Origin of the sequence: Pseudomonas sp. MBLB4123 (assembly GCF_051904775.1) — a bacterium.
GTDB lineage: Bacteria > Pseudomonadota > Gammaproteobacteria > Pseudomonadales > Pseudomonadaceae > Aquipseudomonas > Aquipseudomonas benzenivorans_B.
Window position 1 is genome coordinate 1,742,997 of the sequence record NZ_CP196711.1, and the last position, 18,699, is coordinate 1,761,695.

General features: G+C 67.6%; 22 protein-coding genes and 1 tRNA gene. 10 read left to right on the top strand and 13 right to left on the bottom strand.

All coding sequences use genetic code 11. The features are described 5' to 3' along the window. Window positions 1–31 precede the first annotated feature (31 nt). Window positions 32–2,047 carry an excinuclease ABC subunit UvrB gene (uvrB, locus tag ACSX1C_RS08020; RefSeq protein ID WP_439888992.1) on the bottom strand — a complete coding sequence of 672 codons (2,016 nt, stop codon included), beginning with the start codon at window positions 2,045–2,047 and terminating at the stop codon, window positions 32–34. A 189-nt stretch (window positions 2,048–2,236) separates the two neighbouring features. On the opposite strand from uvrB, the gene ACSX1C_RS08025 reads away from it, so the two are divergent. Both ACSX1C_RS08025 and ACSX1C_RS08030 read left to right on the top strand, forming a co-directional pair. Beyond that, window positions 2,237–3,433, top strand: coding sequence for an amino acid aminotransferase (locus ACSX1C_RS08025; RefSeq protein WP_439888993.1), 1,197 nt, complete (start codon window positions 2,237–2,239; stop codon window positions 3,431–3,433). Between the two features lie 65 nt (window positions 3,434–3,498). After that, window positions 3,499–3,574: transfer RNA gene (locus tag ACSX1C_RS08030), tRNA-Asn, on the top strand. Window positions 3,575–3,881: 307 nt separating this feature from the next. On the opposite strand, the gene ACSX1C_RS08035 is transcribed toward ACSX1C_RS08030, so the two are convergent. Beyond that, window positions 3,882–4,205 carry a ComEA family DNA-binding protein gene (locus ACSX1C_RS08035; RefSeq protein WP_439888994.1) on the bottom strand — a complete coding sequence of 108 codons (324 nt, stop codon included), beginning with the start codon at window positions 4,203–4,205 and terminating at the stop codon, window positions 3,882–3,884. Between the two features lie 270 nt (window positions 4,206–4,475). Here ACSX1C_RS08035 and ACSX1C_RS08040 point away from each other — a divergent pair, with 270 nt between their 5' ends. The 6 genes from ACSX1C_RS08040 to ACSX1C_RS08065 all read left to right on the top strand — a co-directional run bounded on the left by ACSX1C_RS08040 (window position 4,476) and on the right by ACSX1C_RS08065 (window position 8,916). Then, the gene (locus ACSX1C_RS08040) at window positions 4,476–4,700 is read left to right on the top strand and encodes a DUF2061 domain-containing protein (protein ID WP_439888995.1); all 225 of its coding nucleotides are present in this window, start codon (window positions 4,476–4,478) and stop codon (window positions 4,698–4,700) included. Window positions 4,701–4,815: 115 nt separating this feature from the next. Then, a complete protein-coding gene (locus tag ACSX1C_RS08045; protein ID WP_439888996.1) occupies window positions 4,816–5,304 on the top strand; it encodes a GNAT family N-acetyltransferase in 489 nt (162 codons plus the stop codon). A 74-nt stretch (window positions 5,305–5,378) separates the two neighbouring features. After that, complete coding sequence (locus ACSX1C_RS08050; RefSeq protein WP_439888997.1) at window positions 5,379–6,686, top strand: serine/threonine protein kinase; 1,308 nt, start codon at window positions 5,379–5,381, stop codon at window positions 6,684–6,686. A gap of 7 nt (window positions 6,687–6,693) precedes the next feature. After that, a complete protein-coding gene (locus tag ACSX1C_RS08055; protein ID WP_439889388.1) occupies window positions 6,694–7,449 on the top strand; it encodes an MlaA family lipoprotein in 756 nt (251 codons plus the stop codon). A 71-nt stretch (window positions 7,450–7,520) separates the two neighbouring features. Next, on the top strand, window positions 7,521–7,964 hold the full coding sequence (locus ACSX1C_RS08060) for a MerR family transcriptional regulator (RefSeq protein WP_439888998.1): 444 nt from the start codon (window positions 7,521–7,523) through the stop codon (window positions 7,962–7,964). Window positions 7,965–8,061: 97 nt separating this feature from the next. Beyond that, window positions 8,062–8,916, top strand: a complete 855-nt coding sequence (locus ACSX1C_RS08065; protein ID WP_439888999.1) for a pirin family protein — start codon at window positions 8,062–8,064, stop codon at window positions 8,914–8,916. A 22-nt stretch (window positions 8,917–8,938) separates the two neighbouring features. Here the strand turns inward: ACSX1C_RS08065 and ACSX1C_RS08070 are convergent, their stop codons facing one another. The 10 genes from ACSX1C_RS08070 to ccmA form a co-directional block, all read right to left on the bottom strand. Further along, the gene (locus tag ACSX1C_RS08070; RefSeq protein WP_439889000.1) at window positions 8,939–9,259 is read right to left on the bottom strand and encodes a hypothetical protein; all 321 of its coding nucleotides are present in this window, start codon (window positions 9,257–9,259) and stop codon (window positions 8,939–8,941) included. Further along, window positions 9,256–10,470 carry a c-type cytochrome biogenesis protein CcmI gene (gene ccmI, locus ACSX1C_RS08075; RefSeq protein WP_439889001.1) on the bottom strand — a complete coding sequence of 405 codons (1,215 nt, stop codon included), beginning with the start codon at window positions 10,468–10,470 and terminating at the stop codon, window positions 9,256–9,258. The genes ACSX1C_RS08070 and ccmI overlap by 4 nt, the downstream gene beginning before the upstream one ends. Further along, window positions 10,467–10,952, bottom strand: a complete 486-nt coding sequence (locus tag ACSX1C_RS08080; RefSeq protein ID WP_439889002.1) for a cytochrome c-type biogenesis protein — start codon at window positions 10,950–10,952, stop codon at window positions 10,467–10,469. Before ACSX1C_RS08080 ends, ccmI begins: the two co-directional genes overlap by 4 nt. After that, entirely contained in the window at window positions 10,949–11,485 is a 537-nt protein-coding gene (locus tag ACSX1C_RS08085; protein ID WP_439889003.1) for a DsbE family thiol:disulfide interchange protein, read from the bottom strand. The genes ACSX1C_RS08080 and ACSX1C_RS08085 overlap by 4 nt, the downstream gene beginning before the upstream one ends. Then, a complete protein-coding gene (locus ACSX1C_RS08090; protein ID WP_439889004.1) occupies window positions 11,482–13,455 on the bottom strand; it encodes a heme lyase CcmF/NrfE family subunit in 1,974 nt (657 codons plus the stop codon). The genes ACSX1C_RS08085 and ACSX1C_RS08090 overlap by 4 nt, the downstream gene beginning before the upstream one ends. Further along, entirely contained in the window at window positions 13,452–13,919 is a 468-nt protein-coding gene (ccmE, locus tag ACSX1C_RS08095; protein WP_439889005.1) for a cytochrome c maturation protein CcmE, read from the bottom strand. The genes ACSX1C_RS08090 and ccmE overlap by 4 nt, the downstream gene beginning before the upstream one ends. Next, window positions 13,916–14,092 (bottom strand): heme exporter protein CcmD, encoded by a 177-nt coding sequence (gene ccmD / locus ACSX1C_RS08100; RefSeq protein WP_439889006.1) that lies wholly within the window; start codon window positions 14,090–14,092, stop codon window positions 13,916–13,918. Before ccmD ends, ccmE begins: the two co-directional genes overlap by 4 nt. Beyond that, the gene (locus ACSX1C_RS08105) at window positions 14,089–14,844 is read right to left on the bottom strand and encodes a heme ABC transporter permease (protein ID WP_439889007.1); all 756 of its coding nucleotides are present in this window, start codon (window positions 14,842–14,844) and stop codon (window positions 14,089–14,091) included. The genes ccmD and ACSX1C_RS08105 overlap by 4 nt, the downstream gene beginning before the upstream one ends. Window positions 14,845–14,924: 80 nt before the next feature. After that, complete coding sequence (ccmB, locus tag ACSX1C_RS08110) at window positions 14,925–15,596, bottom strand: heme exporter protein CcmB (protein WP_439889008.1); 672 nt, start codon at window positions 15,594–15,596, stop codon at window positions 14,925–14,927. Then, window positions 15,593–16,228 carry a cytochrome c biogenesis heme-transporting ATPase CcmA gene (gene ccmA / locus ACSX1C_RS08115; protein WP_439889009.1) on the bottom strand — a complete coding sequence of 212 codons (636 nt, stop codon included), beginning with the start codon at window positions 16,226–16,228 and terminating at the stop codon, window positions 15,593–15,595. Before ccmA ends, ccmB begins: the two co-directional genes overlap by 4 nt. A gap of 139 nt (window positions 16,229–16,367) precedes the next feature. On the opposite strand from ccmA, the gene fliK reads away from it, so the two are divergent. After that, complete coding sequence (gene fliK / locus ACSX1C_RS08120) at window positions 16,368–17,912, top strand: flagellar hook-length control protein FliK (RefSeq protein WP_439889010.1); 1,545 nt, start codon at window positions 16,368–16,370, stop codon at window positions 17,910–17,912. Next, window positions 17,909–18,235 carry an EscU/YscU/HrcU family type III secretion system export apparatus switch protein gene (locus ACSX1C_RS08125; protein ID WP_439889011.1) on the top strand — a complete coding sequence of 109 codons (327 nt, stop codon included), beginning with the start codon at window positions 17,909–17,911 and terminating at the stop codon, window positions 18,233–18,235. The genes fliK and ACSX1C_RS08125 overlap by 4 nt, the downstream gene beginning before the upstream one ends. Here ACSX1C_RS08125 and ACSX1C_RS08130 read toward each other — a convergent pair. Then, a complete protein-coding gene (locus ACSX1C_RS08130) occupies window positions 18,225–18,659 on the bottom strand; it encodes a rhodanese-like domain-containing protein (RefSeq protein ID WP_439889012.1) in 435 nt (144 codons plus the stop codon). The genes ACSX1C_RS08125 and ACSX1C_RS08130 overlap by 11 nt on opposite strands. Window positions 18,660–18,699: the final 40 nt, after the last annotated feature.

Below are 18,699 nucleotides of genomic sequence, written 5' to 3' on the forward strand. Positions count from 1 at the left end.
CATTGCCCAGAGCCGCAGTGGCATCGCCCCCTCACACCTGCAGCAGGCGCTCGCGCAGCTTCTGGATCTCGTCGCGCAACTGCGCCGCCGCCTCGAACTCCAGGTCGCGGGCAAGCGCGTACATCTTCTCCTCCAGCTGGCGGATGCGCTTGGTGATCTCGCTGGGCGAACGCAGTTCGCTCTCGTAGCGCGCGCTGTCCTCGGCGGCCTGGGCCATGGCCTTGCGCTTCTTGCTGCGCGCTCCGGGTACGGTGGCGCCCTCGAGGATGTCCTGCACGTCCTTCTTCACCCCCTTGGGCACTATGCCGTGGGCCTGGTTGAAGGCGATCTGCTTGTCGCGGCGGCGCTCGGTCTCGCCGATGGCCCGCTCCATCGAGCCGGTCATGCGGTCGGCATAGAGGATCGCCTTGCCGTTGAGGTTGCGTGCTGCGCGGCCGATGGTCTGGATCAGCGAGCGCTCGCTGCGCAGGAAGCCTTCCTTGTCGGCATCGAGAATGGCCACCAGGGACACCTCCGGCATGTCCAGGCCCTCGCGCAGCAGGTTGATGCCGACCAGCACGTCGAAGGCGCCGATGCGCAGGTCGCGGATGATCTCGACCCGCTCCACCGTGTCGATGTCCGAATGCAGGTAACGCACCTTCACGCCGTGGTCGGCCAGGTAGTCGGTCAGGTCCTCGGCCATGCGCTTGGTCAAGGTGGTGACCAGCACCCGCTCCTCCAGGGCCACGCGCTTGTGGATCTCCGACAGCAGGTCGTCGACCTGGGTCAGGGCCGGGCGCACCTCCACCTCGGGGTCGACCAGGCCGGTAGGCCGTACCACCTGTTCGATCACCCGCCCGGCGTGATCGGCCTCGTAGGGCCCCGGGGTGGCCGAGACGAAAATGGTCTGCGGACTGGCCGCCTCCCACTCCTCGAAGCGCATGGGCCGGTTGTCCAGGGCCGAGGGCAGGCGGAAGCCGTACTCCACCAGGGTCTCCTTGCGCGAGCGGTCGCCCTTGTACATGGCGCCGACCTGGGGCACCGACACGTGGGACTCGTCGATCACCAGCAGGGCCTGGTCCGGCAGGTAGTCGTAGAGGGTCGGCGGCGGCTCGCCCGGGCCGCGTCCGGACAGGTAGCGCGAGTAGTTCTCGATGCCGTTGCAGTAACCCAGCTCGAGGATCATCTCCAGATCGAAGCGAGTGCGCTGCTCCAGGCGCTGGGCCTCCACCAGCTTGCCCGCGCCGCGCAGGTATTCCAGGCGCTCGGCCAGCTCGGCCTTGATGCCATCGACCGCCTCCAGCAGGGTCTCGCGCGGGGTGACGTAATGGCTCTTGGGGTAGAAGGTAAAGCGCGGCAGCTTGCGGATCACCTCGCCGGTCAGCGGGTCGAAGGCGGCGATGCTCTCCACCTCGTCGTCGAACAGCTCGATGCGGATGGCCTCCAGGTCCGATTCGGCCGGGAAGATGTCGATCACGTCGCCACGTACGCGGAAGCTGGCGCGGGCGAAGTCCAGGTCGTTGCGCGTGTACTGCAGATCGGCCAGGCGGCGCAGCAGCGCGCGCTGGTCCAGCTTGTCGCCGCGATCGACGTGCAGCACCATCTTCAGGTAGGTCTCGGGGCTACCCAGGCCGTAGATGCACGACACCGTGGTGACGATGATGGCATCCGGACGCTCGAGCAGCGCCTTGGTCGCCGACAGGCGCATCTGCTCGATGTGGTCGTTGATCGAGGCGTCCTTCTCGATGAAGGTGTCGGACGAGGGGACGTAGGCCTCCGGCTGGTAGTAGTCGTAGTAGGAGACGAAGTACTCCACCGCGTTGTGCGGGAAGAACGCCTTGAACTCGCCGTAGAGCTGCGCCGCCAGGGTCTTGTTCGGCGCCAGCACCAGGGTTGGACGCTGCACCTGGGCGATCACGTTGGCGATGGCAAAGGTCTTGCCCGAGCCGGTGACGCCCAGCAGGGTCTGGTGCGCCAGGCCCGCCTCCAGCCCCTCGACCATCTGCCGGATCGCCTCCGGCTGATCGCCGGCCGGCTGGAAGCGGGTGACCAGTTGGAACTCGGACATAGCGGACCTCGACAAGCGGTTGTGACGCAGACCCACAGCCTACGTCAAACCCGGTGTAAAAGCCTGTGCCCGCTGTCGCGGCACAGGACCTGGACCCGTTATACTAACGGCCCATTCGCGCAACCCCCAGCCGCAGACGTAGCCGGGTGTTGCAGACACCCACCCCTCTTCCCCCGAGCTGCCGCATCCATGAGTCTGTTCTCTGCCGTCGAAATGGCACCGCGCGACCCGATCCTGGGCCTCAACGAAGCATTCAACGCCGACACCCGCGCCACCAAGGTCAACCTCGGCGTGGGCGTGTATACCAACGAAGAGGGGCGCATTCCGTTGCTGCGCGCGGTCGCCGAAGCCGAGAACGCACTGACCGCCAAGCACGCACCGCGCGGCTACCTGCCGATCGAAGGTATCGCCGCCTACGACCAGGCCGTGCAGACCCTGTTGTTCGGTGCCGACTCGGCGCTGATCGAGGGCGGCCGGGTGATCACCGCCCAGGCTCTGGGCGGCACCGGCGCGCTGAAGATCGGCGCCGACTTCCTCAAGCGCCTGCTACCCGACGCCACCGTGGCCATCAGCGACCCGAGCTGGGAGAACCACCGCGCGCTGTTCGAGACTGCCGGCTTCCCGGTGCGCAACTACCGCTACTACGACGCCTTCAGCAACGGCGTCAACCGCGGCGGCCTGCTGGAGGACCTGAAGAACCTGCCGGCGCGCTCCATCGTGGTGCTGCACGCCTGCTGCCACAACCCGACCGGCGTCGACCTGAGCATGGACGACTGGCAGGCGGTGCTGGAAATCGTCCGCGAGCGCGAGCACGTGCCCTTCCTCGACATCGCCTACCAGGGCTTCGGCGACGGCATCGAGGAAGACGCTGCCGCCGTGCGCCTGTTCGCCCAGTCGGGGCTGACCTTCTTCGTCTCCAGCTCCTTCTCCAAGTCCTTCTCGCTGTACGGCGAGCGGGTCGGCGCGCTGTCCATCGTCACCGGCTCGCAGGACGAGACCGGCCGCGTGCTGTCGCAGCTCAAGCGGGTGATCCGCACCAACTACTCCAACCCGCCGACCCACGGCGCCAGCGTGGTCGCCGCGGTGCTGGGCAGCCCCGAGCTGCGCGCCATGTGGGAGGCCGAACTGGGTGAGATGCGCGAGCGCATCCGCGGCATGCGCCTGGCCATGGTCGAGCAGCTGGCGGCCCTGGACGCCAAGCGCGATTTCGGCTTCGTCGCCCAACAGCGCGGCATGTTCTCCTACTCGGGCCTGACCACCGAACAGGTGGAGCGCCTGAAGAGCGAATTCGCCATCTATGCGGTCGGCACCGGACGCATCTGCGTGGCAGCCCTGAACCAGCGCAACCTGCCGTTCGTCACCCAGGCCATCGCCCAGGTCCTCTAAGCCAGAACGGGAAGTCGACAGAGGCTTGACTTCCCCTTTTTAATCAGTAGGATACGCCCCGTTGTTCCGCGATAGCTCAGTCGGTAGAGCAAATGACTGTTAATCATTGGGTCCCTGGTTCGAGTCCAGGTCGCGGAGCCAAATTCGAAAGCCTCGGTTAACGCCGGGGCTTTTTTGTTTCCGCCGGACTCTCACCAGGGACTGCGTCCCAGGTTATTCGGCCTGCGGCCTCACCCTTCGGGCCGCGCTGAAGCGCGTTCAGCTGTGCTGTCGAGTCCAGGTCGCGGAGCCAAATTCGAAAGCCTCGGTCAACGCCGGGGGCTTTTTTGTTTCTACCGGGCGCTCACCCGGGACTGCCTTACGGGTTGTCCGGGATCTGCCCAACCTTTTTCCCAGACAGTAGAAAGCCGGTCGGCGACCGGCCCTCTACTGCTATCGCCGCGCCCGACTAATCGACGCTGAGCTTGTCACGATTCTTCGCCAGGGTGGCTTCGCCTATGCCCTTGACCTCCAGCAGCTCCTCGACCGCAGCGAACGGACCGTTGGCCTCGCGGTACTCGACTATGGCCCTGGCCTTCACCTCGCCGATGCCGTTGAGCTCACGCTTGAGCGTGGCGGCATCGGCGGTATTGAGATTGATCCTGCCGACCTCTGCCACCTGAGCGACGACGGGCTCGACCGGAGCGGTCTTGGCCGGTTCGGCGGCCAGGGCGGCGGCGGAGGAAAACGCCAGGACGGCAGCCAGCAGGGAAGCGATGTAGCCTTTATGCATGATGAAATTCCTTTTAGTGGATAGTCGATCGAGAGCTGACCGGCGCGGACTTCCATGCGCCGCGCCATTCAAATTAGCCGTAGCCTTGGGCCTGTCAAATCGCCCCACGTGAAACGCCTTCGCGCCCGCGCCACCCGCGGGTCCGGCCCTCGGCGACCCACCCAACAATAGATAACTCCTATCGATGGAATCTTATAACTACATTTCATCTATTCAAGGTCAGCCCCTAGAGTGGACGCCAGTAGCGAACACTGTTCACTAGAGGCCGCCATGCTCAAGACCCTGACCTTCACCCTGATGCACTTCTGCATCGCCTTCGCGGTGACCTACGCGCTGACCGGCAGCGTAGCCGCCAGCGGCCTGGTCGCCGCCATCGAGCCCCTGTGCAACTCGCTCGGTTTCTATTGTCACGAGAAAATCTGGCAGCGCTTCGAGCGCGGCCAGCACCCCAGGGCCGAGCGCCCGCCCCATGCCTGGCTGCATCACCAGGCCTGAAGCCACCGCTGCCGGCAGCCGTACCGAAGCCCGCCTGTCGACCTAGACGCAATTGGTTGCCTTGCGGGCCCAGGACGCGGCATGCTCGGACCTTTGCCGGTCACAAGGAGCGACCATGAGCCGTCTGCAGATCCGCCCCGCCCAGCCCGAAGACACCGACCTGATTCTCACGCTGATCCGCGAACTGGCCGACTACGAGAAACTCGGCGACCAGGTGGTCGCCGAGCCGGCCCACCTGGCCGAGCACCTGTTCGGCCCGCGCCCCTATGCCGAGGTGCTGATCGGCGAGCTGGACGGCCAGGCCGCAGGCTTTGCCCTGTTCTTCCACAACTTCTCGACCTTTCTCGCCCGGCCCGGCATCTACCTCGAAGACCTCTATGTGCGCCCCTCAGCACGCGGCGCCGGCCTGGGCAAGGCCCTGCTCTCGCGTCTGGCGCGCCTGACGGTCGAACGTGACTGCGGCCGCCTGGATTGGGCGGTGCTGAACTGGAACGAGCCGGCCCTCGGCTTCTACCGCAGCCTCGGCGCCCGCCCACAGGATGACTGGACGGGCTATCGCCTGAGCGGCCCGGCGCTGCATGCATTAGCGGAAAAGCCGGCCTGAACGGCACTCACTCGACTTACCGCTGTCATAAGGCGCGTATTCACTCGACCCATTCTTCTCCCTGGGACTCAAGTATGCCGTTCCTCCCCCGTCTCGCCGCCCTGCTCGGCGGCCTGCTCATCGCCGCGCCCCTATGGGCCGCCGACATCGATGCCGGCAGCTACGGCTACCCGCTGAGCAACCCGTTCGAGGCGACCATCGCCACCACGCCGCCGGACCTGCGCCCGCCGTTGCCGGCCGACAGCGATATCGATCAGGGCGACTACAAGGTCAGGCTGCGCCCGGAGCGGCAGTTCGAGGTGCCGGAGAACTTCTGGTCGGTGACCAAGCTGGGTTACCGCCTGGCCCAGCAGGACGGCGAGGCGCCGCTGATCTTCATCATCGCCGGCACCGGCGCGCATTACAGCAACGGCACCATGGAGTACCTGAAGAAACTGTTCTACGGCGCCGGCTACCACGTGGTACAGCTGTCCTCGCCGACCAGCTACGACTTCATGACCGCCGCCTCGCGCTTCGCCACGCCGGGGATCTCCAGCGACGACGCCGACGATCTGTACCGGGTGATGCAGGCGGTACGCGCCCAGCACCCCAGGCTGGCGGTCAGCGAATACCACCTCACCGGTTACAGCCTGGGCGGCCTGCACGCCGCCTTCGTCAGCCACCTCGACGAGACCCGGCGCAGCTTCAACTTCAAGCGCGTGCTGCTGCTCAATCCGCCGGTCAACCTCTACACCTCGATCAGCAACCTCGACCGCCTGGTGCAGACCCGGGTCGAGGGCATCGACAGCACCACCACCTTCTATGAGCTGGTGCTGGGCAAGCTGACCCGCTATTTCCAGACCCAGGGGCATATCGACCTCAACGAGGCGTTGCTCTACGACTTCCAGCAGTCGGCGGAGCAGCTCTCCGACGAGCAGATGGCCATGCTGATCGGCGCGGTGTTCCGTTTCGCCGCCGCCGACATCGCCTTCACCTCGGACCTGATCAACCGCCGCGGCCTGATCACCCCGGTCGGCCAGCCGATCGGCGAAGGCACCAACCTCACCCCCTTCTTCAAGCGCGCCCTGCAGTGCGACTTCGACTGCTACATCGGCGAGCAGCTGATCCCCATGTGGCGGGCTCGGCATAACGGCGGCAGCCTGAGCCAGCTGATCGACCAGGTCAGCCTCTACGCGCTGGAGGACTACCTGAAGAACAGCGACAAGATCGCCGTGATGCACAACGCCGACGACCTCATCCTCGGCCGCGGCGACCTGGGCTTCCTGCGTCGCACCCTGGGCAAGCGCCTGACCCTCTACCCCCTGGGCGGGCATTGCGGCAACCTCAACTACCGCGTCAACAGCGACGCCATGCTGGAGTTCTTCCGTGGCCAAGCCTTCTAGCGCCGTACTGCTGTCCGCCCTGCTGCTGGTCATCGGCGCCACGGCCCAGGCCCAACAGGAAGCGGACGACGACGGCTTCAAGCAACCGCTGCAGCACCTGCAGTTCAACCCCAGCCTGGACCAGCGCGAGTTCGAGCGTTCGACCCTCGGCGCGCTGAACGTCTACGACCCGCTGGAGTCGTGGAACCGGCGGGTCTACCACTTCAACTACCGCTTCGACGAATGGGTCTTCCTGCCGCTGGTAGACGGCTACCGCTACGTCACCCCGGACCTGGTGGAGACCGGCGTCAGCAACTTCTTCGGCAACCTCGGCGAGGTGCCCAGCCTGTTCAACAGCCTGCTGCAGCTCAAGGGCCAGCGCGCCATGCGCACCACCGCGCGGCTCCTGTTCAACACCCTGATCGGCGTGGGCGGGCTGTGGGACCCGGCCAGCCGCATGGGCCTGCCCAGGCAGAGCGAAGACTTCGGCCAGACCCTGGGCTTCTATGGCCTGCCCGCCGGCCCCTACCTGATGCTGCCGCTGCTCGGCCCCGCCAACCTGCGCGATACCGGCGGGCTGGTGGTGGACTTCAACCTCGACAGCCACATCAACCTGCTCAATGTCGCGGCAGTCAGCAGCAGCCACCCGGAAGTCACCCTGCTGAAGGTGGTCGACGAACGCTCGACCACCAACTTCCGCTACGGCCAGCTCAACAGCCCCTTCGAATACGAGAAGCTGCGCTATTTCTACACCGAGGCGCGCAAGCTGCAGATCGCCGAATAGCCCGGGGCTTGACCCCGGGGCAGCCCCGGGGTTTTAGCCTGGCGCTGCCCCGTCCATTCAGGAGCCCTCCCATGCGCGTCGCCCAACTGGCCAGAGCCGCCGCCGTCAGCGCGGAAACCGTGCGCCACTACACCGACCTGGGCCTGCTGCGCCCCAGTCGCGAGCCGCACAACGGCTACCAGAACTTCTCCGCCGACGACCTGCAGCGCCTGCGCTTCATCGCCCGCGCCCGGCGCCTGGGCTTCAGCCTCAAGGACGTGCAGCTGATACTCGAGCGCACCGAAGGCGGCGCCGAACACTGCGGCGAGGTGCGCGACCTGCTCGGCGAACGCCTGCAGGCCCTGCAGACGCATATCGAGGAGTGCCAGCGCCTGGCCCTGGTGATGCGCAGCGCCCTCGACGATTGGGCCGACAAGCCCCAGTGCGCGCCGGATGGCCAGGCCCTCTGCCGGTTGATCGAGGACTTCGAGCCGCCCGAGGAGAGCCGTCCGGCGACGCCCTGCCCGGCCCACTAAGCAATCGATAAAACCGATAGATATAGCGAGAATTTCGCAACCATCGATTCAATCGCTAGGCATAGCATGGACACATTCCACTTCGAGGAGGTGCTCCATGAGTTCACTGCGCAGCGTGCTGTCCATCCATCCCGGCCAGGCGGCCTCCGACGGCGCCGGGGTGCGCCTGACCCGGGTGATAGGCGGCGCCGGGATCGAACGCTTCGACCCCTTCCTGATGCTCGACGAGTTCGGCTCGGATAACCCGGACGACTATATCGCCGGCTTTCCGCCGCACCCGCACCGCGGCTTCGAGACCATCACCTACATGCTCGCCGGAAGCATGCGTCACGAGGACCACCTGGGCAATGTCGGCCTACTGCAGAGCGGCGGCGTGCAGTGGATGACCGCCGCCCGCGGCATCATCCACAGCGAGATGCCCGAGCAGGAGCAGGGGGTGATGCGCGGCTTCCAACTGTGGCTGAACCTGCCGAGCCAGGACAAGCTCGGCGAACCCGGTTACCGCGACATCCCCGCCGCCGAGATCCCGCGCCTGACCAGCACCGGCGGCGTCGAGGTAGTGGTGATCGCCGGCCGGTTCGACGACGGCCAGGTGCAACAAACCGGCGCGGTGCAGCGGCCGCATACCGAGCCGCAGCTGTTCGACCTGCACTTGCCGGCCGGCAGCCGAATCGCTCCGCGCCTGACGGACGGCCATCGCGCCCTGCTCTATGTCTACGAGGGCAGCCTGGAGCTGCCGGGCGCCACGCCCAGGACGGTGACGGCCGGTCGTCTGGTGCGCCTGTCCGACGAGGGTGAATTGCAACTGGCCAGCAGCCAGGGCGCCCGCCTGCTGCTGATCGCCGGCAAGCCGCTGAACGAGCCGATCGTGCAATACGGCCCCTTCGTGATGAACAGTCGGGAGGAGATCGAACAGGCGCTGCGCGACTACCGCGACGGCGTACTGACCTGAGACCGCAGGCAGGAAGTTGGCGCTACTGGGCGTAGCGCCGATACAGCCCTGGCGGCACACCGCCGCTGTCGGTCGGCTGCCAGGGGCCCTGGGAGCTGGTGGCCCAGCTCCAACCATCGTGCCAGCGGTAATAGGTGCGCTCGCGGTAGTAGAGATGACGCGCACCACCCACCACATAGACGCCGAGGGCGGCGTCCCAATGGCTCTGCGCGCCGGGTGGCGGCGCATAGCGCGGGTGTGCCTGGGCGACCGGCGCCTGCGTGACGGGCGCCGGGCCGTGCACCGCACAGCCGGCCAGACTCGCCAGCCCCAAGGCCAGGAACACGCCGAACAGTCGACTCATTGCGCCTGAGCGTCCGCGCTGTCGATAGTCAGGCGCTGCGGCTCGGCGCTGCTGCTGGCCAGCGGCTGGCTGCGGCCGACCCACTCGCCGGCGGTGGCGTCGCCTTTGCGCGAGATGCGCGCCACCAGCTGCACCCGTTCGAAGCCGGAGAGCTTGAGCTGCGGCATCATCGCATCGCTGTCCGACAGACTGACCTCGGCTGGCAGCTCGGCCACGGTCAGGCGCTTGACCGCCAGCGGCATGGGCGGACCGGAGACGGCGCGGGCGAAAACGAACACGCTGTCGCCAGGCTGCACCTCATCGCGCAACGCGGCGGCCAGCTCGACCCTGACCAGCAGTTGCCGGCCCTGCTCTGCCGCCGGCTCCGCAGGTTGCGCACCGCCCTCGGCGGCGAGCCGTTCGCGGGCCCGGGCGATGCCGCCCTCGATCGCCTGACGCGACGGGTCCTGCTCCGGCAATGCGGCCACCAGACGCTGCCAGTGCTCGATGGCCTCGGCGAAGCGCCCGCCCTCGAAGGCGGCGATGCCGAGCAGGCCGAGGCTGGTGACCTCCGCCGGGTCCGCCTGCAGGGCCTCGTCGGTCAGCTGCTGCAGCCGCTCGCTCCACTGCTTGTTGCCGGCGAAATACAGGGCCTGGGCCCACTGGCCGAGCAACTCCGGCTGGCGCCCGGCGATGGCAACCGCCCGCTCGAAGGCCTGGGCCGCCTCGCCGGCCCGCTCCTGGGCCATATAGGTGCGGCCGAGGAAGTACCAGCCCTCGGCCGACTCGGGGTTGTCCTTGACCGTCGCCTCCAGGCGCGCGGTCATCTCCTCGATGCTCTGCGGCTGCTCGGCGAAGCTCCGTGCCTGCTCGACCCGGTCGATGGCGCCCCAGTGCAGGTACAGGCCATAGCCCAGCAGCGGCATCAGCAGCGCCGCGGTCAGCGGCACCTTGCTACCGAGCACACCACTCCTGGCCTTGCGGCCCGCGCCTTCGGTGTCGGCCAGCAGCTCGCGCGCCGCCTCGTCACGCCCGGCCTGCAGCTGGGCATCGCTGAGGATGCCGGCGCGATGCTCGCCCTCCAGCTCCTGCAGGCGCTCCTGATAGAGAGTGACGTTGAGGGCGGTGCGATCTTCCTCGGCCTGGGCCTTGCGCCCGCGCAGCACCGGAATCAGCAAAAAAGCCAGGGCGGCCAGCAGCAGCAGCCCGGCGGACAGCCAGAATTCGATCATGGGTCTTTCTTTTCCGAGGAGGCTTGATTCAACAGGGCGGCGAGGCGCTGGCGCTCGGCGTCGGAGAGCCCCTGCCCCGGCGTGGAGGACTTACCGCGGCGGCGCAGCACTATCACGCCAAGCAGCACGAAGCCGGCGACCAGCAGAGCGGCCGGGCCATACCAGAGCAGCAGGGTGCGCGAGCTGACCGGCGGCTTGTACAGCACGAAGTCGCCGTAGCGGGCCACCAGGAAGTCGATGATCTGCTCGTCGCTCTGGCCCTCCTCGAGCATGCGGTAGATCTCCGCGCGCAGGTCCATGGCGATGGGCGCGTCGGAGTCGGCGATGTTCTGGTTCTGGCACTTCGGGCAGCGCAGTTCCTCGACCAGGGTACGGTAGCGCTGGCGCTCCGCCTCGCTGGCGAACTCGTAGGTGTCGATGGCCGCCTGGGCGGTACCGAGCAGCACCAGGCTCAACAGTGCGGCGCCGAGCAGGGGCCTCATGGCGCTACCTCGTCGACCAGCTGCTGGTACAGCGGCGCCAGCTGCTCGCGCCAGACCCGCTCGTCGATCACCCCGACGAACTTGTGGCGGATGATGCCCTGCTTGTCGATCAGGAAGGTCTCGGGGGCGCCGTACACACCCAGGTCCAGGCCGAGGGAGCCGCGGGCGTCGTCGATGTTGAGCTGGTAGGGGTCGTGGAACTCCGCGAGCCACTTCAGGGCATCGGCGTTGTCGTCCTTGTAGTTGACCCCGTGGATGTTCACCCCCAGCTCGGCCAGCTTGTTCAGCACCGGGTGTTCGACGCGGCAGGCCACGCACCAGGTGGCCCAGACGTTGACCAGCGCCGGCTTGCCCTTGAGGTCGTCCTGGGTCAGGGTCGCGCCGCCCTGCACCGCCGGCAGGGAGAAGGCCGGGAAGGGCTTGCCGATCAGCGCCGAGGGCAGCTCGGTCGGGTCGAGGAACAGGCCGCGGTAGAGAAACAGGGCGACGCCGAGGAAGATTGCCAGCGGCAGCAACAGGATCAGTCGTTTCATGCGTGAGTCCTCGCCGAGCCCAGGGCTTCGCGCACCCGGGTCCTGACTTTCATCCGATAGCGTTTATCGCCGGCCGCGAGCAGGCCGCCCAGCCCCATCAGCAGGGCCCCCAGCCAGATCCAGCGGACGAACGGCTTGATGTGCACGCGTACCGCCCAGGCGCCGTTTTCCAGCGGCTCGCCGAGGGCGACGAACAGGTCGCGGGTGAAGCCGGCGTCGATGCCGGCCTCGGTCATCACCGACTGCTGCACGGTGTACAGGCGCTTCTCCGGGTGCAGCACGGCGATCTGCTCGCCGCCCTGCAGCACCCTGACGGTGCCGCGGTCGGAAGTGAAGTTGGGGCCCTCGCGGTGCGCCGCGCCCTCGAAGACGAACTGGTAACCGCCGATGGCCACCGCGTCACCGGGCGCCATGCGCATGTCGCGCTCGTAGCTGCCCAGGCTGGTGAGGATCACCCCCAGGGCGCAGACCGCCAGGCCCAGGTGCGCCAGCTGCATGCCCCAGTAGCTGCGCCCCAGGCCCGGCAGACCGCGCAGCAGGCCCTTGTGGCGGGTCTTGTCGTGGATATCGCGCAAGCCGGCCAGCACCACCCAGGCGGCCAGCAGGCAGACGCCCAGCACCGCCCAGTTGAAGTCGCCGACCAACAGGCTGCCGAGCACGGCCAGAGCCACGCTGGCCAGCAGCACCGGCGTGAGCATGCCCAGCAGCCAGCGCACGGGGGTGTCCTTCCAGCGCACGATCACGCCGAGGGCGATCATTGCCAGCAGCAGGCCCATCAACGGCACGAAGAGGGCGTTGAAGTACGGTGGGCCGACCGACAGCTTGGCCCCGGTCATGGCATCGAGCACCAGGGGGTAGAGGGTGCCGAGCAGGATCATGGCCGCCGCCACCACCAGGATCAGGTTGTTGACCAGTAGCAGGGTTTCCCGCGACCACAGGGCGAAGCCGACCTGGCTCTTGACCACCGGCGCGCGGAGGGCGAACAGGGTCAGGGAGCCGCCGACCACCAGCAGCAGGAAGGCCAGGATGAACACCCCGCGCTCGGGGTCGCTGGCGAAGGCGTGCACCGAGGTCAGCACCCCGGAGCGCACCAAGAAGGTGCCCAGCAGGCTGAGGGAGAAGGTGGCGATGGCCAGCAGCACCGTCCAGCTCTTGAACACCCCGCGCTTCTCGGTCACGGCCAGCGAGTGGATCAATGCCGTACCCACCAGCCAGGGCATGAAGGAGGCGTTCTCCACCGGGTCCCAGAACCACCAGCCGCCCCAGCCCAGCTCATAGTAGGCCCACCAGGAGCCCAGGGCGATGCCGATGCCGAGGAAGGCCCAGGCGACCAGGGTCCAAGGCCGCGACCAGCGCGCCCAGGCCGCGTCCAGCTTGCCGCCGAGCAACGCGGCGATGGCGAAGGCGAAGGCCACCGAGAAGCCGACGTACCCCATGTAAAGCATCGGCGGATGGATGATCAGGCCGAAGTCCTGCAGCAGCGGGTTGAGGTCGTTGCCGTCCACCGGGCTGTTGGGCAGCAGGCGGGCGAAGGGGTTGGAGGTGACGATCAGGAACAGCAGGAAGCCGATGCTGATCAGACCCATCACGCCTAGCACCCGGGCCAGCATCTCCTCCGGCAACTGCCGCGAGAAGATCGACACGGCGAAGGTCCAGCCGGCCAGGATCAAGGCCCAGAGCAGCAGCGAGCCCTCGTGGGCGCCCCACACCGCGCTGAACTTGTAGTACCAGGGCAAGGCGCTGTTGGAGTTGCTGGCCACGTAGGCGACGGAGAAGTCGTCGACCATGAAGGCGTAGGTCAGGCAGATGAAGGCGAAGGCGACGAAGCTGAACTGGCCCCAGGCGGCGGGCTGGGCCAGGCTCATCCACTGGTGGTCGCCGCGCCAGGCGCCGATCAACGGCAGGCTGGCCTGCACCAGGCTCAGGCACAGGGCCAGGATCAGCGCCAGATGACCGAGTTCGGGAATCATTGCGCACCTCCTTGGGTGGCCGCGTCATGCTGTTGCTGCATGCCGCTCTGCTGCAGGGCCTGCATGACCTCCGGCGGCATGTAGTTCTCGTCGTGCTTGGCCAGCACCTCGTCGGCCACCAGCACGCCGTCGGCATTCAGCTTGCCCATGGCGACGATGCCCTGGCCCTCGCGGAACAGGTCCGGGAGGATGCCGCTGTAGCGGATGGTCACCCGCGCGGCACCGTCGGTGACCACGAAGGCGGTATCCAGCGAGTCGGCGGAACGCGCCACCGAGCCGTCCTCCACCAGGCCGCCGGCGCGGATGCGGGTGTCCTGCGGCGCCTCGCCATTGGCGATCTGGGTCGGCGAATAGAACAGGTTGATGTTCTGCTGCAGCGCACTCAGGGCCAGGGCCACCGCCACGCCGAAGCCGGCGAGTATGGCCAGGACGATAAACAGACGCTTCTTGCGCACGGGGTTCACTTCGACTCCTCCCGGCGCAAACGACGCGCCTCGTCTTGCAGATAGCGGCGGCGCGCCAGGACCGGCAGCGCCACGTTCAACGCCAGCACCGCCAGGCTGATGCCGTAGCAGGACCAGACATAGACGCCATGGTTGCCCATGGCGAGAAACTCGGCGAAGGAGGCGAAACTCATAGGGCCTTCTCCACCTGGCTCTTGATCTCGGCCTGGGCCCAGCTGCTGCGGGCCTCGCGCTTGAGCACCTCCAAACGCATGCGCAGCAGCAGCACGGCGCCGAAGAAGCAGTAGAAACCCAGCACCATGATCAGCAGCGGCAGCCACATCTCCAGGGGCATGGCCGGCTTCTCCACCACGCTGAAGCTGGCCGGCTGGTGCAGGGTGTTCCACCACTCCACCGAGTACTTGATGATCGGGATGTTGATGACCCCGACTATGGCCAGGACCGCACAGGCCTTGGCGGCGCTGTCGCGGTTGCTGATGGCCTGGGCCAGGGCGATCACGCCGAAGTAGAGGAACAGCAGGATCAGCATCGAGGTCAGGCGCGCGTCCCACACCCAGTAGGTGCCCCAGGTCGGCTTGCCCCAGATGGCGCCGGTGACCAGGGCCACAGCGGTCATCCAGGCGCCGATGGGCGCGGCCTGCTGCAGGGCGATGTCGGCCAGTTTCATCTTCCACACCAGCCCGACCACCCCGGCCACGGCCAGCATGACGTAGACCGACTGGGCGAGAAATGCCGCCGGCACATGGATATAGATGATACGGAAGCTGTTGCCCTGCTGGTAGTCCGGCGGCGCGAAGGCCAGGCCCCAGACCAAGCCAAGCGCCATCAGCAGCGCCGCCGCCACCGCCAGCCAGGGCAGCCAGCGCCCGCTGATCTGGTAAAACCACTTGGGCGAGCCCAGCTTGTGAAACCACGTCCAGTTCATCGAATCACTCATCAGTTGGTTCGGCCGACTGCAACCGCCATCCGGGCGTGCGGCAATCGCTGGCCCATCGGGCCTATTGTCTACTCGGCCACGCTTATTGTCAGACCCGCGGCTATGGCAAAAGGTGTCAGGGTCACCGCCAGTGCGGCGAGACTGGCCAGCCACAACAGGTGGCCGACCGCGGGCAGGCCTTGCAGGCTCGCCTGCAGCGCGCCGCTGCCGAGGATCAGCACCGGGATGTACAGCGGCAGGATCAGCAGGGCCAGCAACAGGCCGCCGCGCTTGAGCCCCACCGTCAGCGCCGCCCCCACCGCGCCGAGCAGGCTCAGCACCGGCGTGCCGAGCAGCAGCGACAGCAGCAGTACCGGCAGGCAACGCCCCGGCAGGCCGAGCATCAGGGCCAGCAGCGGCGCCAGCAGGACCAGGGCCAGGCCGGAAAACAGCCAGTGTGCCAGCACCTTGGCCAGCACCAGAAGAGGCAGGGGGTGCGGCGAAAGGACCCACTGTTCCAGGGAGCCATCCTCGAAATCGCTGCGGAACAGCCCGTCCAGCGACAGCAGCACGGCCAACAGCGCCGCCACCCACACCAGGCCAGGCGACAGGGTTTGCAGCAACTGGGTCTGCGGCCCCACCGCCAGCGGGAACAGGGCGACGACGATGGCGAAGAACACCAGCGGATTGGCCAGCTCGGCCGGACGGCGGAACAGCAGGCGCGCCTCGCGGGCCAGCAGCAGGGTAAAGACGTTGCTCATGCGGCGCGGCGCCCCAGGTCCAGTTCGCGGTAGCCCTCGGGCTTGACGCTCAGCGCGTGGTGGGTGGTCAGCACCACCAGGCCACCCCGGCGACAATGCTCGGCCAGGTGCGCCTCCAACTGGGCGACCGCGGCCTTGTCCAGGGCGGTGAAGGGCTCATCGAGAATCCACAGGCCGGGCCCCTCGAGATACAGCCGGGCCAGGGCGACGCGGCGCTGCTGGCCGGCCGACAGGGTATGGCAGGGCACATCTTCGAAGCCGCGCAAGCCGACCGCGGCCAGGGCCTGCCAGATCGCCTCGCGGCTGGCCGGCCGGTGCAGGGCGCACAACCAGGCGAGATTTTCCTCGGCACTGAGCAGCCCCTTGATGCCGGCGGCATGGCCGATCCACAACAGATTGCGTTCCAGTTCGGTTCGCTGCTGGGTCAGCGGCCGGCCCTCCAGGCGAATCTCCCCCGCCGTGGGGTGCATCAGGCCGGCCAGCAGACGCAGTAGACTGGTCTTGCCACTGCCGTTGGGGCCGGAGACCTGCAACATCTCGCCGCCCTGCAGGCGCAGGTCCAGCCGTTCGAACAGCATGCGCCAGTCCCGCTCACAAGCGAGCGCCACGGCTTCGAGAAGGGGACTGGTCAAGGCATGGATACCTAAAACGGTTCAAGTCGACAGTGCGCCGGCCGTTATACTGAGGCATGGCCGGCCCGGACGGGGCGGCATTATACATGCCCTGCCGCGCCCCCCGCAGTCGGCATATTTGACAGGTTGTAACCCGCCCATGAGCGAAATCGGCAGCGCCCGCCCTCTTCCAGCCATGCCGCCCAGCAGCCGGCCCAGTGCCCTCGCCAGCGACCTGGCACTCAAGCTGCTGCAGCCGCTGCAGGGCCTGCTGGCGAGCGGCGAGACCGCCCAGGCCGAGGTGGTGGCGCTCAAGGAGGCGGCGCAGAACTTCCAGCTGCTGCTCAAGCTGACCCTGGAGAATGGCCGCCAGACCACGCTGCAGGCCAGCAGTCCGCACCCCCTGGCCCAGGGCACCGCGCTGGCGGTCACCGCCCTGTCGGAAACCCGCCTGGCGGTCGCCCTGCAGGCGGGAAGCGACAAGGCCCTGACCAGCCTGGACCTCGGGCAGCTGCCGCTCGGCAGCCTGCTGCAGGGCAAGGTGGTGGCCCGCGAGCCACTGGCCCAGGCCCAGTCGCAACAGGCGGTCTACAGGGTACTGGTCAAGCTGCTGAATACCCCGCTGGCCGGCAGCAAGCTGGCCCTGGAAACATCACTGCCCCTCCCCCTGGGCAGCCTGCTCAGCGCCCAGGTGCAGGGCAGCCAGGCCCTGAACTTCCTACCGCTGAGCAGTCGCCTGGACCAGTTGGAGCTGAGCCAGCAGCTGGCGAGCCAGCACAATCGCCAGGGTTCCCTCGAAGGCCTGTTCAAGGCCCTGCAGGGCATGCGCAGCCAGGAAGGCCTGCCCGATGGCCTGCGCGGCAGCATCGACAAGCTGCTCGGCAGCCTGCCCGACGCCGGCCAGCTGAGCACGGCCAAGGGCCTCGGCCAGGCCCTGGAGAACAGCGGCCTGTTTCTCGAGAGCAAACTGCTCGGCGGCCAGCAGGGCGCCCTGCCCACGGACCTCAAGGCCAACCTGCTGCGCCTGGTCAGCCAGCTGCTGCCCACCCTGCCGGGCGGCGCACCATTCGCCGCGGCCAACGCCGGCAACGCCCTGGCCCAGGCGCTGCCGGCCTTCGCCCGCGACATACTCGGCAACCTCGGCCAGTCCGGCGTGCGTCAGCAGGCCCTGCGCTTCCCCCTGCCCTCACGGCTGCTGCAATCGCTGGAGGGCGAGGCGGACCTCGAATCCTTGCTGAAACTCGCAGCGGCGGCGGTGTCACGCCTGCAGACCCACCAGCTGTCGAGCCTGGCGCAGAGTCAGGTGGGCCCCGACGGCACCCTGCTCACCACCTGGCAGCTGGAGTTGCCGATGCGCAACCAGCAGGAGCTGGTGCCGTTGCAGGCGAAGATCCAGCGAGAAGAGGCGCAGAAGGGCAGCGCCGGCGAACACAAGGAAATGCTCTGGCGGATCGAGCTGGCCTTCGACCTCCCCCCCCTGGGGCCCTTGCAGGTGCAGGCCCAGCTGGCCCAGGGCAAACTGTCCAGCCGGCTATGGGCCGAGCGCGGCAGCACCGCCGCGCTGATCGACGCCGAGCTGCTGACCCTGCGCGAACGCCTGACCGCCGCCGGCCTGGTGGTCGGCGAGCTGAGCTGCAGCCAGGGCGTGCCGCCGCAGGGGCCACGAACCGCCCTGGAACAACGCTGGGTCGACGAAACCGCATGAAACGCCAAGCCCCCCGCCAGGCCATCGCCCTGAACTACGACGGGCAGAGCGCCCCTACCCTGAGCGCCAAGGGCGACGACGAACTGGCCGAAGCCATCCTGGCGATCGCCCGCGAATATGAAGTGCCGATCTATGAAAACGCCGACTTGGTGCGCCTGCTGGCGCGCCTGGAGTTGGGCGAGGCGATTCCCGAGCAGCTCTACCGCTGCATCGCCGAGATCATCGCCTTCGCCTGGTACCTGAAAGGCAAGTGCCCGCCTGGCTTCGCCCAGGAGCGCGATACGACTCCCGCCCCTCCCCTGCTCGACGGCCCTACTCGATGATGGCCATCGCCTCCCGGCCCTCGCCCTTGCCCAGGGGGAAGTCGAACAGCTGCCAGGCGAAATAGCCGCCACGGAAGTAGAACACCCGCTCGTAGCCCCAGCTCACCGCCAGATGGGAGGCCAGGGCGCTGCGCTGGCAGACCTCGCTGTCGCAATAGATCACCAGCGGCATCTGGCGGGGCCAGTGGGCCATCGCCAGGGCGGCGAAACGGTCGGCCAGATCCAGATGCACGGCGCCGCGCACATGACCCCAGCCCCACTCGCGCGACGGCCGCACATCGATGAACAGTGCCCCCCGGTCGTACAGGTATTTGGCCTGCAACACATTGACCGTGATGGCGCCATCCACCACCAACGGCGCCTCTCGCGCCTGAGCCGGCAGCCAGGCCACCGCGCACAGCAAGACAACCAGCAAGCCGCGCATCGCGCCTACCTCCGCCGAACATGCCTAGGCTTTAGCTTAG

Bases quoted from the DNA above. Each gene is read 5' to 3' on its own strand.
- ACSX1C_RS08025 (WP_439888993.1), top strand. From the start codon at position 2,237: ATGAGTCTGTTCTCTGCCGTCGAAATGGCACCGCGCGACCCGATCCTG.
- ACSX1C_RS08105 (WP_439889007.1), bottom strand. From the start codon at position 14,844: ATGAACTGGACGTGGTTTCACAAGCTGGGCTCGCCCAAGTGGTTTTAC.
- uvrB (WP_439888992.1), bottom strand. From the start codon at position 2,047: ATGTCCGAGTTCCAACTGGTCACCCGCTTCCAGCCGGCCGGCGATCAG.
- ACSX1C_RS08060 (WP_439888998.1), top strand. From the start codon at position 7,521: ATGCGCGTCGCCCAACTGGCCAGAGCCGCCGCCGTCAGCGCGGAAACC.
- ACSX1C_RS08130 (WP_439889012.1), bottom strand. From the start codon at position 18,659: ATGCGCGGCTTGCTGGTTGTCTTGCTGTGCGCGGTGGCCTGGCTGCCG.
- ACSX1C_RS08085 (WP_439889003.1), bottom strand. From the start codon at position 11,485: ATGAAACGACTGATCCTGTTGCTGCCGCTGGCAATCTTCCTCGGCGTC.
- ACSX1C_RS08125 (WP_439889011.1), top strand. From the start codon at position 17,909: ATGAAACGCCAAGCCCCCCGCCAGGCCATCGCCCTGAACTACGACGGG.
- ccmD (WP_439889006.1), bottom strand. From the start codon at position 14,092: ATGAGTTTCGCCTCCTTCGCCGAGTTTCTCGCCATGGGCAACCATGGC.
- ACSX1C_RS08080 (WP_439889002.1), bottom strand. From the start codon at position 10,952: ATGAGGCCCCTGCTCGGCGCCGCACTGTTGAGCCTGGTGCTGCTCGGT.
- fliK (WP_439889010.1), top strand. From the start codon at position 16,368: ATGAGCGAAATCGGCAGCGCCCGCCCTCTTCCAGCCATGCCGCCCAGC.
- ACSX1C_RS08065 (WP_439888999.1), top strand. From the start codon at position 8,062: ATGAGTTCACTGCGCAGCGTGCTGTCCATCCATCCCGGCCAGGCGGCC.
- ACSX1C_RS08070 (WP_439889000.1), bottom strand. From the start codon at position 9,259: ATGAGTCGACTGTTCGGCGTGTTCCTGGCCTTGGGGCTGGCGAGTCTG.
- ACSX1C_RS08045 (WP_439888996.1), top strand. From the start codon at position 4,816: ATGAGCCGTCTGCAGATCCGCCCCGCCCAGCCCGAAGACACCGACCTG.
- ccmB (WP_439889008.1), bottom strand. From the start codon at position 15,596: ATGAGCAACGTCTTTACCCTGCTGCTGGCCCGCGAGGCGCGCCTGCTG.
- ccmI (WP_439889001.1), bottom strand. From the start codon at position 10,470: ATGATCGAATTCTGGCTGTCCGCCGGGCTGCTGCTGCTGGCCGCCCTG.
- ACSX1C_RS08090 (WP_439889004.1), bottom strand. From the start codon at position 13,455: ATGATTCCCGAACTCGGTCATCTGGCGCTGATCCTGGCCCTGTGCCTG.
- ACSX1C_RS08040 (WP_439888995.1), top strand. From the start codon at position 4,476: ATGCTCAAGACCCTGACCTTCACCCTGATGCACTTCTGCATCGCCTTC.
- ACSX1C_RS08050 (WP_439888997.1), top strand. From the start codon at position 5,379: ATGCCGTTCCTCCCCCGTCTCGCCGCCCTGCTCGGCGGCCTGCTCATC.
- ACSX1C_RS08035 (WP_439888994.1), bottom strand. From the start codon at position 4,205: ATGCATAAAGGCTACATCGCTTCCCTGCTGGCTGCCGTCCTGGCGTTT.